This window comes from Arthrobacter sp. NQ7 (assembly GCF_029581595.2).
GTDB classification, from domain to species: Bacteria; Actinomycetota; Actinomycetes; order Actinomycetales; family Micrococcaceae; genus Arthrobacter; species Arthrobacter phenanthrenivorans_B.
On the sequence record NZ_JARFXU020000027.1, the window covers coordinates 1 to 16568 of the forward strand.

Sequence of the window (16568 nt, forward strand, 5' to 3'; positions counted from 1 at the left end):
CCGCAGCCCAGCAGGCGGCATTCGCGGTGGCCATGCAGGCCAACAACTCCTACAGTGAAGCCCTGGTGGAGCTTCAGCAGCGCACCGACGCGGCTTCTGTCGCGGCCGCGAAGGCTTCGGCGGCCCGCGGACAGCAGGACAAGACCCGGAAGCAGGTGGGACAGCTTGCCGGGGATCTCTACCGCAACGGCGGCCTGAACCCCACCCTTGGAACCCTGGCGGGCGGGGGCGACAGCCTGCAGCAGGCGGCCACCCTCGAGGCCCTTTCTGCCAGCCGGAGCCGGGCATTTGAAGCGGCCGACGCCGCGGCCACCGCCTACCGTTCCCTGACCGCGGCCGCCGACGATGCCACAAAGGCCGCCGACGATGCGGCGAAGACCGCGGAACAGCGGAAGTCCGAGGCAGAACAGGCGAACGCCGCCCAGCTGAAGGCCGTCGCGGATGCCAAGGCGCAGCGGACCGTGCTGGTGGACCAGCTGGCACAGCTGCGCAACACCACCGTGGCGCTGGAATCGGCCCGCGTGGATGCGTTGGACCGGCAGCGCGAAGAGGCCCGCCTGGCCGCGCTGTCCGCCGCCGCCGACAAGGCGGCCCAGGACAAGGCGGCCCAGGACAAGGCGGCACAGGACAGCGCTGCCCGTGGGAATGCCGCTCAGGACCAGGCATCCCAAAACCAGCGGCCCGCGGCACCCGCCCCTGTCGCGCCGGCCCCGGCGGCACCTGCTCCCGCGCCTGCGGCACCCGTTCCGGCACCTGCACCCGCCCCCGCACCTGCACCCGCTCCGGCCCCTGCACCCGCCCCCGCTCCGGCTCCAGTTATTCCTGCCCCGGCTCCCGCTCCGGTGCAGCCCGCCCCGGCGCCCACGCCTCCACCCGCGACCGGGGCAGGCACGTACGAGGCCGCCATTTCCGTCGCCATGGGCAAGGTGGGCGCGCCGTACTTCTACCAGTGGGGCGGCACCGGACCTTACGGTTTTGACTGCTCCGGCCTGGTCCAGAATGCGTTCGCCGCAGCCGGGAAGTACCTGCCGCGCACTGCCTCGCAGCAGTATGCCGCCGCCCCGGTCCACGTCCCCATTTCGCAGGCCCGCCGCGGCGACCTGCTGGTCTGGGGTTCGGCGCCGAACTTCTACCATGTGGCCATCTACCTCGGTAACGGCCAGGTGGTCCAGGCACTGAATCCGCAGGAAGGGATTACGGTCTCCACCATCAGCTCCATGGTCGGCATGGACCTGTGGCCCTACGCGGCACGGTTCTAACCGGCCCCGCATCAGCCCGGCCGGTTCCAGGCACCCACGCTGCGGGGCGCCGTCGTCAGCTCAGGATGTCCTTGGTGACGAACCGGCCATAAGCGAGCGCCCCGAACACCGCCACGTAGCCTGCCTGGAGCAGGGCATTGCTGGCGAAGGAATCCCAGACCAGGGGCTGGCGCAGCATGTCCCCGAAGCCAAGCCAGTAGTGGCTGAAGAGCCAGGGGTGCAACCACTCCAGCTGGGGAAGCTGGTCCAGGACCTGCGAAACCACGGAGACGACCACGGTGGCAGCCATCGCCCCCACCGGGACCACGGTCAGCGTGGACAGGAACAGCCCGATCGCCGACAAGCCCGCAAGGGACACGGCCAGGTAGCCGGCGATCAGCACGATGCGCAGGGCCGCCTCCCACGGTTGGACCACCCCGCCCGAAAGCAGGGTCACCGGACCAACCGGGAACAACGCCGCGCCGATGGCGGCCCCGGCGGCACCCACGGTCAACGGGGCAACAATGCAGAACGCCAGGGCGCCGGCGTACTTGACCAGGAGCAGGCGCACCCGGCCGGCCGGGGCCACCAGGAGGTAGCGGAGGGTGCCCAGGCCCGCCTCCCCGGCAATGGTGTCCCCGGCGACCACGCCCACCGCGAGTGGCATGAACAACGGAACGGAGACCAGCATTGCGGTAAAGGCCACGAACAGGCCGTTCTGCGTGATCCGGTCCAGGAACGCCGGCCCCCGGCCCGGCGGCACCGTGGAAGAGACCCGCACGGCGATGGCAATAAGCACCGGAATGGCGGCCAGCGCCACCAGCAGCGCCCAGGTCCGGCGGCGCCCGAAGAGGACCTTGAGTTCCGAACCCAGCAGGGACAGCCCGGACGTTCGCGGCGCGGCGGCCGGCTGGGCGGTTCCGGCTGCTCCGGCTGCTCCGGGCAGCCCGGCGGGGACACTACTGGGCAACGTCGAATCCTTCCCCGGTGAGGGCAACAAAGCGGTCCTCAAGGCTTTCACGTTCGACGGCGAAGCCCCGGACCCGGACGCCGGCCTGGACCAGGTGCGCCACAACATCCTCGGGAAGCACCGCTTGTTGCCCGGCAGCGGCAGCCAGCGCGGCGACCAGCGTTTCGCCGTCCGGCTGCGGGCGCGCCTGCCCGGTGTGGCCCGGTTCGAGCGCCAACCCGAGCCCGGCCAGGACCTGCCGGGCCACTCCGGCGTCGGGTGTGAGCAGCCTGAGGCGGGCGCTGCCGGCCTGCCGCAACTCGGCCAGCGGCCCCTGTGCCACGAGCTTTCCGGCGCTCATGACTGCTGCATGGCTGCACATCTGGTCCACCTCGGCCAGCAGGTGGCTCGAGACAAAGATGGTGGTGCCCTCGCCGGCCAGGGACCGGACCAGGTTCCGGACTTCCCGGGTGCCCTGCGGGTCCAGCCCGTTGGTGGGTTCATCCAGCACCAGCAGGTCCCGTGGCGACAGCAGGGCGTTGGCAATGCCCAGCCTCTGCTTCATGCCCAGGGAGTACGCGTGCACCCGCTTGCCGGCGGCGTGCTCCAATCCGACGCGTTCCAGGGCCCGGTCAACCCTGGCCTTGCGGGTGGAGGGGACGGTGTGCGGTCCGGCGGCGTCAAGCCGGTGCAGATTCGCCGCGCCCGATAGGAAAGGGTAGAAGGCCGGCCCCTCCACCAGGGCGCCCACGCGGGGCAGGACGTCATGCAGCTTCTCCGGCATCTCCTGCCCCAGCAGCCGGACCGTTCCGGCGGACGCGGCGGCCAGGCCCAGCAGCATACGGATGGTGGTGGTCTTTCCGGAGCCGTTGGGCCCCAGGAAGCCGAAGACCGTTCCGTGCGGCACGGCCAGGTCTACGCCGTCGACGGCGGCCTGCCGGCCAAAGTGCTTGCTGAGGCCCCGGGTTTCGATGGCCAGGGCGGCGTTGCCCGGGCCGGCCCCGGCTTCCCCCGCACTCCCCCGTTCAGCCACTGGCTTGAGCCGCCATTTACTGGGCCGCTGCTGCTGCCGACTGCAGTTTCTCCGCCGGCACCATCCCCGCGAAGACCCGGCCGTCGTCGGTGATCAGGACGTTGAGCAGGGCGGTCGAAAGCAGCCGTCCGCCTGGCACGGCGACGGCAGCCTGGGCCAGCAGCGGGTCCTGCAGCAGCTGCCCGGCGGCCGACGCTGATCCACGCGGCGTGCCCACCACGGTCTCCCAGCCGGTTCCGGTCACGGAAACGTCCGGATGGTGGTCCATGGCGGCCGGGTCATGGCCCGGAACGGGCTGGTGCGGTTTGTCAGGGACCGGGAGTTCCTTGATGGTGCTGCCCGGCGGCGGGGTGAAGCTGAAGACCGACGCGTCCGGGGCGTCCAGCGAGAGGCTGGTGAACCTGGAGACGAAAGCGGGCCCGCCCGCACCGCGGGCGGTGACCTGGACGGACAGGGGCAGGCCGTTTTCACCGTCGACGGCGATGGCCACCTTGCCCACCAGGGTTGCGTCCGTGCGGGGCTCAATCAGCAGGTTATAGGCGGCCCGCCCGGCCACCGAAACATCCGGGCCAACGGAAACGGCGGTACTGGCGTCGACCTTGGCCAGCAGTTGCCGGGCCAGTTCGTCCGGGCTGTGCATGCCCGGTTCACCCTGCCGGTCCCGGGAATGGGACGGGTCCTGCGTGTCCGCCGGCAGCGCCAGGTGCGCAGCGGTGTTGTCCTTTGAGGAATAGAACCAGACGTCGCTGCCATGGCGGACGATGTCCCGTTCGGCCAACTGGTCCATCACCTGCACCCGGGCGTTGTCCTTGCCGTCGAGGTAGATCCGCGCAGTGTGCTTGCCTGTCAGCAGTTCAATGGCGGATGCCACGCTGCCCGCGGAGGCAGGCGCCGACGGCTTTCCGGCGGCCGGCAGCTCCGGCAGCCCGAGATCCGCGGACTGCTCAATGGTCCCCGAGAGACTGTCCACCTTGTGGCTGGCCACCAGTTCCAGGACCTGGGCGGGAGTCTTGGCGGGCAGTGGGTTGCTGGCCCCTGCCGGCAGGGACCCAACCAGCGCGCCGGCGGCGATGACCACCGGAGCCGCGACGGCGGGCAGCCATCCCAGCCACGGCCTGCGGCCTGGTGTGCTGGCTCGTTGCACCTGAAAATGGTGGAAGCGTCCGCTGGAATCCAGCCTGTTGGAGCCCATAGGTAAAGACTACGCCCGTGCAGCCGGGTCTGCGTCCGCGGGCACTTTTCCATCCCCGGCGCCCGGATGGTGCGGAACAACGGTGCCCGCACCGCCGTCGACCGTTATTGTCTGCCCGGTCTCTATCGCGACGGTGGCGTCCGGGACTCCGACAACGGCCGGAATGCCGTACTCCCTGGCCACGACCGCACCGTGCGAGTTGGCCCCGCCCATTTCCATGACCAGGCCGCCGGCGGTCAGGAACAACGGTGTCCAGCCGGGGTCCGTTGACGGGGCTACCAGGATCTCCCCCGGTTCGAGGCGGGCGCCGACGGGATCCCGGATGACCCGCGCAGCCGCCGTGACCGTTCCTGCCGATGCAGGGCTCCCGGCAAGGGTTCCTTCCGGGACATGCCCGACGGCGGTACGCACCGCCTCGGGTTCGGTACCGTCAGAAAGCAGCACCCGGGGGATGTGGCGGCGTCCAAGCTCACGCTCATATTCCTCCCGCCGCTCCGCCACGCGTGCCCGCAGGTCCAGGGCGGGAAGGCCGTCACCGGCGCTGTTCGCGGTCAAGGCCTGGCGTGTCTCGGCGAAATCCAGGAAGAACACGTCATCCCGCCGTTCAATGCTGCCCGCTCGGGCAAGTTCCCCGCCCACCATCAGCAGCTGCCGGCGGACTTCCGCGAGCCCGTTAACCAGGTGGTATTTAGGCAGCTCCCGGAGGCCGGCGTACAGCCGCGCGCGGCGGAGGGCGGCCCGCACCAGGAGTCCGCGGAACCTGCCGTGCGCGGCAGCGCGGGCAACCAGGAGGTCGACCTGCGCTTCCGCGTCCTCGGCGGCCCTGCTGAACTGGATGTCGGGGGCGAGGGCAGGGTTGTCCAGCCGCAGGTAGTTTGCCAGGATGCCCAGGATATGGGCAGGCTCCTCCGACCATCGGGGCTGCCCGACGTCGATCTCCGCCACCGCCCGGTGGCCGTACCGGTCCAGGAACCGGGTCAGCCCGGCCTCCAGGCGCGCCGGCAGCTGGCCGGCCTCGAAAGCCTCCGCCAGGCCGGAGGGGTCGCCGGCCAGCAGCGCTGTCCGCGATTGGGCGTCGTCCCTGATCGATTCGGCCAACTGCCACAGTTCCAGGTCCATCTGGGTGGTGATGTTGTTGGGCAGGCCGCGGATCACGGGCTGCAATTCGTTCCACGCATCACTGCCCAGGAGTTTTCCCGCTGCCGCCAGCATGGCGAAACCCAGGGCTGGAAGGGGCAGGATGGCCGGGACAATCTGGAACAGCCGCGAGCCCAGCAGGGATTCGGAATGGTCAAGACGGGTCAGGGGGCCGGCCGGGGCGGCCGGTGCCAGGGATGCCTCGAATTCCCGTGTGAAACGGTCCATCCGGCGGAGGGCTGCGGCGGGACGGACCAGCGCCACTATCAGGGCAGCGGGGACCTTGGCCCGGGCCGCCACCGGCACGACATGGCGGAGCAGACCGAACGGCGTCCTGGTGGTGACCGAAAACGCGGGATCGTCGAAGAGTTGGCGCATGACGGCGGCCGTCCGCGCTTCCATGACGTCGAACACCCTGGGAACGAACCGGCGGCCTATGGCACTGCGGAGGGGGGTGGTGAAGTCGATGTAGATCCGTTGCCCCGCCTCTGCGTACGGTGATGGTCCGCGCCGGGGATCAGGGACCGGGAAGCCGGCGGCCGTGGCCACCGACGAGGCGATGAGGCGAACTGCCGCGAGGCCCATGGGCGTGAGCGGCCGGGTAAGCCCCTGGGCGAGGCTGAAACAGAGGTAGGCCCTCGTTCCGGCCACAGGATGCCTGCCCGGCGGGACGGTGCCTGCGGCACCGTTGCTTTTTGGGACGGGGTACAGCGTGGTGATCGGCCTGGACTGGGTGAGCCACATGGTGCCCGCGGCGTCGATGGCCCATTCGAGGTCCTGCGGAGCGCCGAAATGCGCTTCCGCCTGCAGGCCCAGCCGGGCCAGGGCCGCCACCTGCACGTCTGTGAGGCAGGCGGCGCCGCCCCCTTGTCCCCCGCGAAGGGGTGCCGTTACCTCCCGGGTTTCTGTTCCGCCGCCGGGCAGTGGCCGCACCTCCATGCCTGTACCGCCGGTTTTCCGTTCCAGGACCCTGCCGGTCAGCCCATCCACCACGAAATGGTCCGGATTGACCGTCCCCGAGACCACGGTTTCCCCGAGGCCCCGGGCGGCATCGATCACCACCTGCCGCCGGCTGCCGGTCAGGGGATTCGCCGTAAACATCACGCCCGCGGTCTCCGCTTCAACCAGCCGCTGGACCACCACCGCAAGCGCCACGCCTGCCGGTGCGATGCCCAGGGTTGCCCGGTAGGCGGTGGCCCGGTCTGTCCAGAGCGACGCCCAGCAGCGCCGGACCGCGTCAAGGACCGCAGGAACCCCCACCACGTTCAGGAAGGTGTCCTGCTGGCCGGCGAAGCTGGCGAACGGCAGGTCCTCCGCGGTGGCCGAGGAGCGGACCGCCACCGGGACGCCGGGGCCCAGGGCCGTGTAGGCCTGTTCCACCGCGGCCGCCACTGGCCCGGGTATCGGGGCTGCCAGGATCGCGGCCCGCGCCGTTGCCGCAAGTTCGTTGAGCCGGCCGGGATCCAGGGCGGGACCGCCGGCTGCGAGGGCGGCGCAGGCCTCGGCAAGCCCGGGAAGGAGGGAACCCGGGACGCCGACGGACTGCCGGTAGGCGTCCGTGGAGAGGCAGAAACCGCCGGGGACCGGCAGCCCGGCGGACAGCAGTTCACCGAGGTTGGCTGCCTTGCCGCCCACCAGGGGGAGCATCGCGGCGTCGAGCCGGCGCAGATCCAGGACCAGGCCGGTTTCCGTGCCGGCGGCTTCTGATGCAGATCCCTGCCGTTCCATGTCCCGGGCGCCTTATGTCCTGTCTGCCTTGGCCGGCCGGCGGGTCAGGCGGCGTCGCCGAGGATCGGGCCGAACCGCGCCCGGTCGGCCAGGCGGGGGTCCTCCCGGTCCGGGACCACCATGACGGGGCCCTTGGCATGGTGGAGAACGCCGTCGGAGGTTGACCCCAGGAGCATCCCGGTGAAGCCGCCCCGGCCCCGGGTGCCCACCACGACGAGTTCCACGTGCCGGCTTTCCTCGACGAGCACGTCCACGGGGGATCCGTCCTTGAGCTCGTAGTCGGCCTGCAAGTGGGGATAGTGGCTGCGGAGCCAGGCCATGCCGGCGTCCAGGGTCACCCGGATGTCCTCGAACAGGGCTTTCCGGTCCATGGGCGCGGGGACCCATGCCAGGGAGCCGCTGTACTGCGGCACTGCGCAGACCACACGAAGCGCCGCGCCCAGCCGTTGTGCCTGGTCGGCTGCTTCCAGGACCGCGACCCGCGCCTGCTCAGAGCCGTCCACGCCAACCACCACCACGTTCTCGACCGACCGGTGGCCGGATTTGGCCTGCTCCGCCCTGATCCGGCGGTCCTCGATGGTCTCGCCCAGCCGGTCCGAGCAGAACAGGGGCACGGTCACGGTGGGGCATTTCGCGTGGGCGGGCAGGGCACTGCTCACCGATCCCAGGAGCCGGCCCACGAAGCCGCCGCGGCCGCGCGTACCGACCACCAGGAGCTCAGCGGTTTCGGAGATCTCCAGCAGGACTCCGGCGGCGTCGCCGTTCTCGACAGAGGAAGTGACGTCGACGTCGTAGGTGGCGACCTTTTCCAGGGCCTGCCGGACGATCGCCTCTGCACCTTCGCGGATGACGGAATCATCAACGGTTGCATAGCCGCCGTCGAGGCCGGACGCGGCAAAGATCGGCACGGAGTAGGCGGTGACGATATGGAGCGGACGGCCGCGGCGCTGGGCTTCCCGCGCAGCCCACACCAGGGCGCACTGGCCGTGTTCCGAGCCGTCGACACCAACCACGATGCCCTGCGGACCGGCAGGCGCATCACCGCCGTCCCATGCCGGGTCGGGGTGCAACTCTCGTGAGCCCATGGGGGCCGCCTCCTCGCGATACGCCTGATGTTGCGGCTATTCTGCCAGAAAACGGGCTGCTCCCCGTGCACCCCGGCCACCGGCGATACGGCCAGGAAGCACCATCTTCCGATTTCAACTATTCTCCGTCCACCAGGCCTTAGCAAGCCTGTTCAACGCCCTCCCGCCGCGGTTATCCACAGGCACTTCAAGGGGCAGCGGAAACCGCGTTCAGGCACTCCGGAATGTTTTCTTCTTTGGGCTATCCACGGCCGCATTTGTTCTGTAGTCTTCAGGACATTGTTGGTCCGGGACGCCGACTGCATCTTCCTGCAAGGACGCTCCCGGGCCATGCTCTGCGTCCGTTCCTGGGGTAACGGGACGCGGGCCCGGCGAGGACGCCGGCACCTGCCAAAAGCTCCGAAGGAGGGAAAACTGTAGTGTCACGCATGCCTGGGGATGCCGGAACCGAACAGACCACCACTGTCATCATTGGCACCGGCCTGTCCGGACTCGCCGTGGCCGCGGAATTGCGCCGCTACGGGGTGGACTCCATCGTGGTGGACGGGCTGGACGTCCTTGGCGCCGGCCAGCCCGCGAACACGTCGTCGCTGCAGCGCTGCGACGCGGCTGACAGCGGCAGCCTCCGGGAACGGAACGAAATCCTGCGCCACCTGCGCAATTACGCGGCAAGCCACAGCGTTGACGTCCGCAACACCACGCGGGCCGTCCAGCTGACCATGCTGGAAGGCCCGGGTCGCGACGCCGCACCGCAATGGCAGGTCCACACCCCCACAGGCATCCTGGTGGCCGACCATATTGTCCTCACCCGGTGCGCCCACAGCCAGCTGCGCCGGATGCTGAACGACTTCGGCATCGCCGTCGGGCGGAACGTGGCCGCGGCGATGCGGGCCATCGGCATCTACTTGGTGGGAGTGGGCGAGCTGATCACGCCCTCGCCCAAGGAAGTGCTGCGCCAGGCCAAAACCGTGGGCCAGGCGATCTCCGCGAAGGTCAACCCGGACAGGCCTTACCCCTCCATCACGGCTTTCCCGGCAACGGGAAGCCTGGCGGCCCTGGGCTGCTGACGGACGTCCCGCTGCCCGGCGCCGCCCTGGACCAGGCCGATCCTCGCCGCGGCTGCTATTCCCCGTCGTTGTCTGCGGTTTCCCCATCGCCCGCCAGGCGGCGGCGCGCCAGGACGGCAAGGGCCACGAGCAGCCCCACGGCGACGGCAGCAAAGATCACGATGCTCCACTGGAAGGGCTGGCCCGCGTTGGCCGGCTCACCCGGCTCCTCCGTCACCCCGGGCTTTGCCGTACCGATGCCCGGAACTGCGGCGGCCGGCGTCGAACTTCCCGTCGACGATGTTCCGGGAGTGGAGGTTCCAGACGGACTGGCACCGGCAGCGCCGGAGGCAGCGGTGAAAGTGAACGTGCCCTCAATGGGATGCGAGTCGGCGCTGACCACCCGCCAGGTCACCGTGTATCCGCCGGCAGGTCCGCCTGGACGCAGCTTCTGCGTGGCAACCGCGTCCACTATCTGCACGGCACCATCTGCCCACTCGGTGCCGGCGGCATCCTTGACGGAGAACGAGGAGCCGATCCCCAACGGCGTGTTGCTGAAAGTCACCGAGACCTCGGCCGGCGGGGCCGGCACGGTGGCACCCTGGGCTGGGCTGGTGGACTCCGCAGCATCATGGGCCGACGCCGGACCGGCCAGGCCCAGGACCACGGCTGCAAGGACAAAGGAACCGAGCACAAGGCGCGGCAACTGGCGGCGGACTGGGCGCATATCTGGGCTGCTCCTCGTGTTGGATTCCTTACAGACTAGGCGAATTTGCCCGCCCCGGACCTGCTCTCCCCTTAGGATGCAGGTATTCCCACACACTTCCCCGGAGGACTAATGCTTAAGCAAGGCTCTGCCCTGGACCGGTATTTCAGGGTCACCGAGCGCGGTTCCAACCTGTCCCGCGAGATCCGCGGCGGGTTCGCCACGTTCTTCGCCATGAGCTACATCGTGGTGCTGAACCCGCTGATCCTGTCCGGTCCGGACTCGAACGGAACCACGCTGGGCTTCACCGCGGTGGCCGCCGTGACCGCGTTCGTGGCAGGCATCCTGACCATCCTCATGGGGGCGTGGGGACGGCATCCGTTCGCCCTGGCCACCGGCCTTGGCGTGAACGCCTTCGTGGCCGTCACCGTGGCAACCAATCCCGGGCTCACCTGGCCGGACATGATGGGCCTGGTGGTCCTCTCCGGCGTCACCATGCTGATCCTGGTCCTTACCGGGTTCCGGACCGCGGTGTTCAAGGCCGTGCCGGACGGGCTCAAGACGGCGATCGTGGTCGGCATCGGCCTGTTCATCGCACTCATCGGACTGGTGAACGCAGGCTTCGTGCGCCGCATCCCGGACGTCGCCGGTACCACCGTCCCCGTGGGCCTGGGCTTCGAAGGCAAACTGCTCGGCTGGCCCACCGCCGTGTTCGTGTTCGGCCTGATCCTGACCATCGCCCTGGTGGTGCGCAAGGTCAAGGGCGCCATCCTGATCGGCATCATCACTTCGACCGTGCTGGCCGTCATCCTGGAGATGACCCTGCACATCGGCCCCAGCTTCGACGGCAAGAACTTCAACCCCCAGGGCTGGTCACTGGTGGCACCAGCGTTCTCCGGCTGGGCCGCGCCCGACCTGTCCCTGATCGGCAAAGCCAATCCCTTCGGCGCCTTTGAACACCTCGGCTTCGTGGCGGCCACGCTGCTGGCCTTCGTGATCCTGTTGAGCATCTTCTTCGACGCCATGGGCACCATGGTGGGCCTGGCCAACGAGGCCGGCACGGTGGACGAACACGGCAACATTCCCGACGTCGACCGCGTCCTGCAGGTCGACGCCCTCGGAGCCATCATCGGCGGCGGCGCCTCGGTGTCCTCCAACCAGATCTACGTCGAGGCCGGCGCCGGCATCGGCGAGGGCGCCCGGACCGGCGTGGCATCGATCGTCACCGGCCTGCTGTTCCTAGTGGCCATGTTCTTCACCCCGCTGATCAACCTGGTCCCGTTCGAGGCCGTGGCCCCCGCCCTGGTGGTGGTGGGCTTCATGATGGTGTCCCAGGTGGGCAAGATCGACTGGCAGGACTGGGGCATCGCCATTCCGGCATTCCTCACCTTCACCCTGATGCCGTTCACGTACTCCATTGCCAACGGCCTGGGCGCCGGATTCATCGCCTACGTCCTGATCCGCACCGTCCAGGGACGCATCAAGGACATCCACCCCTTGATGTGGGCCGTGGCGGCGGCGTTCCTGCTGTTCTTCGCCATTGGACCGATCGAGGCCGCGCTGGGCATGTAGCTACACCGGGGTGTTCGGCGCGAGTCCTTCGTCGCCGGACACCGCCAGCGCCTTCCTTTGCCGCAGCCGGTCAAGCCGGTTCATCAGCGGCGAGGTGGTGGCCCCGTGGATCACGATCGACAGGGCCACCACCAGCCCCACGAAGGACCACAGCCACGTCGCCTGGCCCGCGAAGTGGCCTTCGCCCAGCGCGAAGGCCAGGTAGAAGATCGAGCCGATGCCGCGGATCCCGAAGAAGGACAGGGCGATCCGTTCCCGGGGCCCGGTCTTCCCGCCCAGCAGGCCCAGCCAGCCGGCGAGCGGACGGACCACGAGCAGGAACGCCAGCGCCACCAGCAGTTCCGCCAGTCCCACGCCGGCCAGCAGCCCCCTGGCGATGGCCCCGCCGAGCAGGACCAGGATGACCACCGTCAGGAGCCGCTCAAGCTGCTCCACATAGGAGTGCAGGACCCGGTGGTACCCATGGCTGCGTTCGGCGGCACGGATGGTCACGGCGCACACGAACACCGCAACGAACCCGTAGCCTTCCACCATCTCGGTGAGCCCGTAGGCCAGGAACGTTGCCGCAAGGGCCACGAACCCCTCCGAGTGGTTGGAAAGGCGCAGGCTCTCGCGCCGCGCCGAGAAGAACAGCGCAGCCAGCAACTTTCCGGTCAGGAAACCCAGCAGCAGCCCCAGGGCGAGGCGCCACAGCACGTCCATCCCGAACCACCCGGCCAACCAGCCGGACGACGAACCGCCCGCGGCGCTGATGGCGATGGCCAGGTACACGAACGGGAAAGCCAGACCGTCGTTGAGGCCGGCTTCCGAGGTGAGGCCGAACCGCACCTCGTCTTCCTTGTCGGTGCTGCCATCCTCATCTGCGGGTTCGCCCACCTGCACCTCGGAGGCCAGGACAGGGTCCGTGGGGGCCAGGCTGGAGGCCACCAGCAGCGCCGCCCCAAGGCCAAGGCCCAGGAACCACATCCCCAGCAGGGTCAGCCCCAGGATGCACAGCGGCATGGCAATGCCGAGCAACCGCCAGGTGGTGGACCAGCGCTTGCGGCCCACCGGCCGGTCCAGGGCCAGTCCGGCACCCATCAGCGAGATGATCACGCAGATCTCGGCAAGATGCATCACGAAGTCGGTGTGCTCCACCGGATTGGGGTCCGGCAGCGACGGAATCAGCGCGAACGCCCCCATCCCCGCGCCAAGGAAGACCATGGGCATGGACAGGGGCATGTCGCGCAGGAGCTTGGGCAGGACTGCGGCGGAAAACACCGCCAACCCGGCTGCGGCAAAGAGGATATCGGGGGCTTCGAACATGGGTGGCCCTCCAGCCTGGGTGGTTGGTGGTCCGCGGGCAGGTCACGCTGCTGCCCTGCGGATCGGTCTCACCATAACCCCTGCCCAGCCCGGCTGCCCTTTCCCGCATGCCGCCCCGGCGCGGGGTTCTTGGATCCCGGACAGCACGACGGCGGCGGCGCTGGTTTTCCTGTCCGGCATGCGGTGAGCTTGAGGCATGTCCCTCCAGCTCCCCGCCGTCGACGTCCCGCCCCAGCCCTGGACCGGGAGGGACGACGGCGACGGGCCCGGCCACCGCCGCTGGTGGCAGGCAGTGAACGCCGCCGGTGCGCCGGCCGTGGGCGGAACGGCAGCCGCAGCGGAGGCGGCAACAAGCACGGCCGCTTCTGTCCGGAAGCCGGCCGTGCTGCTCGGTTTTGCCAGCGACGAGGGAGTGCGCCGCAATAAGGGCCGCACCGGGGCGGCCGCCGCGCCGGCGGCCCTGCGGAAGGCGCTGGGCCCCTTGGCCTTCCACCTGGACCGGGCGGTGGCTGACGCCGGCGACGTCGCGGTGTCCGGCGGAGATCTGGAGGCCGGCCAGGAACGGCTCGGCCAGGCGCTCGCAGCGCTGCTGGCTGCCGGGCACCAGACCGTCGTCCTGGGCGGCGGCCACGAAACCGCATACGCCAGCTACCTGGGTGTCAGCGCCTCCCCCGCGGTCCGCAGCGGGCAGCGCCTGGGTGTTTTGAACCTTGACGCCCACTTCGATCTCCGGGACGAGCCAGTGCCCAGCTCGGGCACCCCGTTCCTGCAGATGGCGCGGGCGGAAGCGGATGCCGGGCGGGAATTCCGGTACGCCGTCCTGGGCATCTCCGAGCCGAACAACACCCGGGTCCTGTTCGACACTGCCGGCACGCTGGGTGTCCGGTACCTGCTGGACGAGGAATGCGACGCCGACCGGGCCCGGGACTTCGTGGCCGGCTTCCTGGCGGACATTGACGTGCTCTACCTGACCATCGACCTGGACGTCCTGCCCGCCGCGGTGGCCCCGGGAGTCAGCGCACCCGCAGCCTACGGCGTGCCGCTGCCGGTCATTTCCGCCGTGTGCCGGCAGGTGGCGCAAAGCGGCAAGCTAATGCACGTTGACGTTGCGGAACTGAACCCGGAGTTCGACGTCGATGGCCGGACCGCCAAAACCGCTGCCCGGCTGGTGGACACCCTGCTGCGCTGACCGGCACTGCTGAAGAGCCTTACGCACCCTTCAGCACGTACCGCCGTTCTGGCCGGCCCACCCCGTACTTGAGCCGCACATCCAGTGTCCCTTCGTCGTGCAGGTACTCGAGGTAGCGGCGGGCACTGACGCGGGAGGTACCCAGTGCCTCCGCGACTTCGGCCGCGGACACATCGCCCGGAGCAGCACTGAGCGCCGCCTCCACCAGCCTCAGGGTTTCGATGCTGCAGCCCTTGGGCAGCGGCCGCTCCGAACGGTCCAGGCCGAAGACCCGGTTCACGTCCGATTGCTCCGCCACGTCCTTGGCGGCATCCAGGCCCTGGTAGGCACTGCGGTAGTGTTCCAGCCGTTCCTGCAGGTCCGTCTGCGAAAAGGGCTTGATCAGGTAGTGGACAATGCCGCCCCGGAGCGCCCTCCGCACGGTCTCCACCTCGCGGGCGGCACTGATCACCAGCACGTCCAGTTCCGGCGCCACCGCCCGCAGCCGCTGCATCAGGTCCAGGCCGTTGATGTCCGGCAGGTGGATGTCCAGCAGGACCAGGTCCGGCTGAAGCCGTTCCGTTTCGGCCACCGCCTGCGCGCCGGTATGCGCCGCGCCCACCACGGAAAAGCCCGGTGTGCGCTGGATGAAGCCGGCATGCACCTTGGCCACCATGAAGTCGTCGTCGACGATCAGGACCTTGATCATGGCTGGGCACTCCCTCGTTTCAGCACGGCGGTAAAGACAGCCCCATTATCGTTGGCCACCGCCAGATCCCCGCCACTGCGGCGGCAGACCACCCGGGACAGCGCCAGCCCAAAGCCGCGGCTGCCCGCCGGCCCCGGTTCCTTGGTGGTGAATCCCTGGCGGAAGATGTGGTCGGTGGAGCCGCCGGGGACGCCTGGGCCGTTGTCGCGGACCGTCACCACAACGTCGTCCCCCGCCTTGCCCTCCACCAGCACGCTGACGGCTGCCTGCGGAAGCCCCGTGACGGCGTCGAACGCGTTGTCCACCAGGTTCCCCACCACGGTGGTGAGGTCCCGGGACAGCCCGTCATCAACCCTGTCCAGCACGGAGGCCGGGTCCAGCTGCAGGGCCGCACCCCGTTCCGTGGCGAGGCTCGACTTGGCGATCAGCAGGGCGGCGAGCGCGGGGTCCTTGATCCGGCCGGTCACCTCATCGTTGAGCCGTGTCCTGTCCACGGTGGCGCCGTTGACGAACTGGACCACGGAATCGTATTCGCCGATCTGGATCAGGCCGGAGATGACGTGCAGCTGGTTGGCGAACTCATGCGCCTGGGCGCGGAGGGTGTCCGTGGCGGTGCGGGTGGTGCCCAGTTCCTGCTCGAGCTCTGAAAGTTCGGTGCGGTCGCGGAGGGTGGTCACCGAGCCGATGACCTTGCCGCGGGACTGGATCGGCACCCGGTTCATCACCACCAGCCTGTCGCCCACCAGCACCAGCTGGTCCGGTCCGGGCTGATCGCGCGTGAGGACCTGCTTCAGGGCGGGCTCGACGGCGAGGCCCGCCACGCGCTTGCCCACACAGTCAGGCGGCAGGCCCAGCAGGGCGCGGGCACTGTGGTTGGCCACCGTGATGCAGTCATGCAGGTCCAGTGCAACCACGCCCTCCTTGAGTCCGTGCAGCATGGCTTCCCGGTTCTCCACCAGGCTGGTGATTTCGCTGGGTTCCATGCCCAGGGTCTGCCGCTTGACCCGGCGCGAGAGCAGCAGGGAGCCGGCGATCCCCAGCACGCTGGCGACGCCCAGGTAGGTGAGGAGGTTGGGGACGGCGTCGCCGAGCCGCTCCAGCACGGTGGGGTAGTTCCGGCTGATGGAGGCGATCCCGATCATGCGTCCGGTGTCGTCAAGGACGGGAACATGGGCGGACAGGAGCGGGGCCGGAGTGCCGCCCACCACCCCCGTCCAGGCCCGGCCTTCCATCACCCTGCTGGGCCCGAGCTCCAGCGGCTCGCCCACCATGCTGGGATCCGACGACGCCACCACGGTCCGGTCCACCCTCGCCAGCGCCACCCGCGATGAGCCGGAGACGATCCTCACGGACTCGGCCACGGACGGCAGCACCGCCCCGCCGCGCGGTTCAGCATCCGGCAGGAGTTCGCGCACCACGGGATTGCCGCCCAGGGCCTCCGCCGCGGAGAGGGCACGGCGGCCCTCCGTGCGTTCGAAGGCCGCTGCGGACTGGGCCAGCGAGATGGCCACCACGCCCACCAGGACGGCCAGGACGATGAGCAACTGCAGCAGAAGGTACTGCCCCGCAAGGGACATTCCTCGTCGTCGAGTCACGATGGTCTTCCTGGTGTTGGGGTGCAGGCCGGGCTGCGGCGGTTTTGGCCGGCTGCCACTGCGCGCACAATGATGGGACGCAAGGCCGGGGTGGTACGGGGAACT

General features: G+C 69.5%; 13 protein-coding genes. 4 read left to right on the forward strand and 9 right to left on the reverse strand.

Features of this window, described 5'->3' with window-relative positions; genetic code table 11:
- The coding region (locus tag PUN71_RS20140; protein ID WP_277799834.1) for a C40 family peptidase at positions 1-1259 on the forward strand (1259 nt) is incomplete at its 5' end.
- Positions 1260-1314: 55 nt separating this feature from the next.
- Here PUN71_RS20140 and PUN71_RS20145 read toward each other — a convergent pair.
- Genes PUN71_RS20145 through PUN71_RS20165 form a run of 5 tightly spaced genes read right to left on the reverse strand, consistent with a single transcriptional unit; the run spans position 1315 to position 8362 of the window.
- Positions 1315-2208, reverse strand: coding sequence for an ABC transporter permease (locus PUN71_RS20145; RefSeq protein WP_052260024.1), 894 nt, complete (start codon positions 2206-2208; stop codon positions 1315-1317).
- Entirely contained in the window at positions 2198-3220 is a 1023-nt protein-coding gene (locus PUN71_RS20150) for an ABC transporter ATP-binding protein (protein WP_043451272.1), read from the reverse strand. Before PUN71_RS20150 ends, PUN71_RS20145 begins: the two co-directional genes overlap by 11 nt.
- A 16-nt stretch (positions 3221-3236) precedes the next feature.
- Entirely contained in the window at positions 3237-4364 is a 1128-nt protein-coding gene (locus PUN71_RS20155; protein ID WP_277799835.1) for a LolA family protein, read from the reverse strand.
- 57 nt (positions 4365-4421) lie between these two features.
- On the reverse strand, positions 4422-7277 hold the full coding sequence (locus PUN71_RS20160; RefSeq protein WP_277799836.1) for a PEP/pyruvate-binding domain-containing protein: 2856 nt from the start codon (positions 7275-7277) through the stop codon (positions 4422-4424).
- Between the two features lie 44 nt (positions 7278-7321).
- A complete protein-coding gene (locus PUN71_RS20165; RefSeq protein ID WP_043451277.1) occupies positions 7322-8362 on the reverse strand; it encodes a universal stress protein in 1041 nt (346 codons plus the stop codon).
- A gap of 428 nt (positions 8363-8790) precedes the next feature.
- On the opposite strand from PUN71_RS20165, the gene PUN71_RS20170 reads away from it, so the two are divergent.
- The gene (locus tag PUN71_RS20170; protein WP_043451278.1) at positions 8791-9429 is read left to right on the forward strand and encodes an FAD-dependent monooxygenase; all 639 of its coding nucleotides are present in this window, start codon (positions 8791-8793) and stop codon (positions 9427-9429) included.
- Positions 9430-9484: 55 nt separating this feature from the next.
- Here PUN71_RS20170 and PUN71_RS20175 read toward each other — a convergent pair whose 3' ends face one another.
- Complete coding sequence (locus PUN71_RS20175) at positions 9485-10135, reverse strand: copper resistance CopC family protein (RefSeq protein WP_277799837.1); 651 nt, start codon at positions 10133-10135, stop codon at positions 9485-9487.
- Between the two features lie 111 nt (positions 10136-10246).
- On the opposite strand from PUN71_RS20175, the gene PUN71_RS20180 reads away from it, so the two are divergent.
- The gene (locus PUN71_RS20180; RefSeq protein ID WP_043451281.1) at positions 10247-11686 is read left to right on the forward strand and encodes an NCS2 family permease; all 1440 of its coding nucleotides are present in this window, start codon (positions 10247-10249) and stop codon (positions 11684-11686) included.
- On the opposite strand, the gene PUN71_RS20185 is transcribed toward PUN71_RS20180, so the two are convergent.
- A complete protein-coding gene (locus PUN71_RS20185) occupies positions 11687-12991 on the reverse strand; it encodes a cation:proton antiporter (RefSeq protein ID WP_277799838.1) in 1305 nt (434 codons plus the stop codon). It abuts the gene before it with no gap.
- 196 nt (positions 12992-13187) lie between these two features.
- On the opposite strand from PUN71_RS20185, the gene hutG reads away from it, so the two are divergent.
- Entirely contained in the window at positions 13188-14180 is a 993-nt protein-coding gene (gene hutG / locus PUN71_RS20190; protein WP_277799839.1) for a formimidoylglutamase, read from the forward strand.
- A 19-nt stretch (positions 14181-14199) separates the two neighbouring features.
- Here the strand turns inward: hutG and PUN71_RS20195 are convergent, their stop codons facing one another.
- Both PUN71_RS20195 and PUN71_RS20200 read right to left on the reverse strand, forming a co-directional pair.
- Positions 14200-14868: a response regulator gene (locus tag PUN71_RS20195; protein ID WP_277799840.1), complete on the reverse strand. Its 669-nt coding sequence runs from the start codon at positions 14866-14868 to the stop codon at positions 14200-14202.
- Positions 14865-16445 carry a sensor histidine kinase gene (locus PUN71_RS20200; protein WP_277799867.1) on the reverse strand — a complete coding sequence of 527 codons (1581 nt, stop codon included), beginning with the start codon at positions 16443-16445 and terminating at the stop codon, positions 14865-14867. The genes PUN71_RS20195 and PUN71_RS20200 overlap by 4 nt, the downstream gene beginning before the upstream one ends.
- Between the last annotated feature and the right edge of the window lie 123 nt (positions 16446-16568).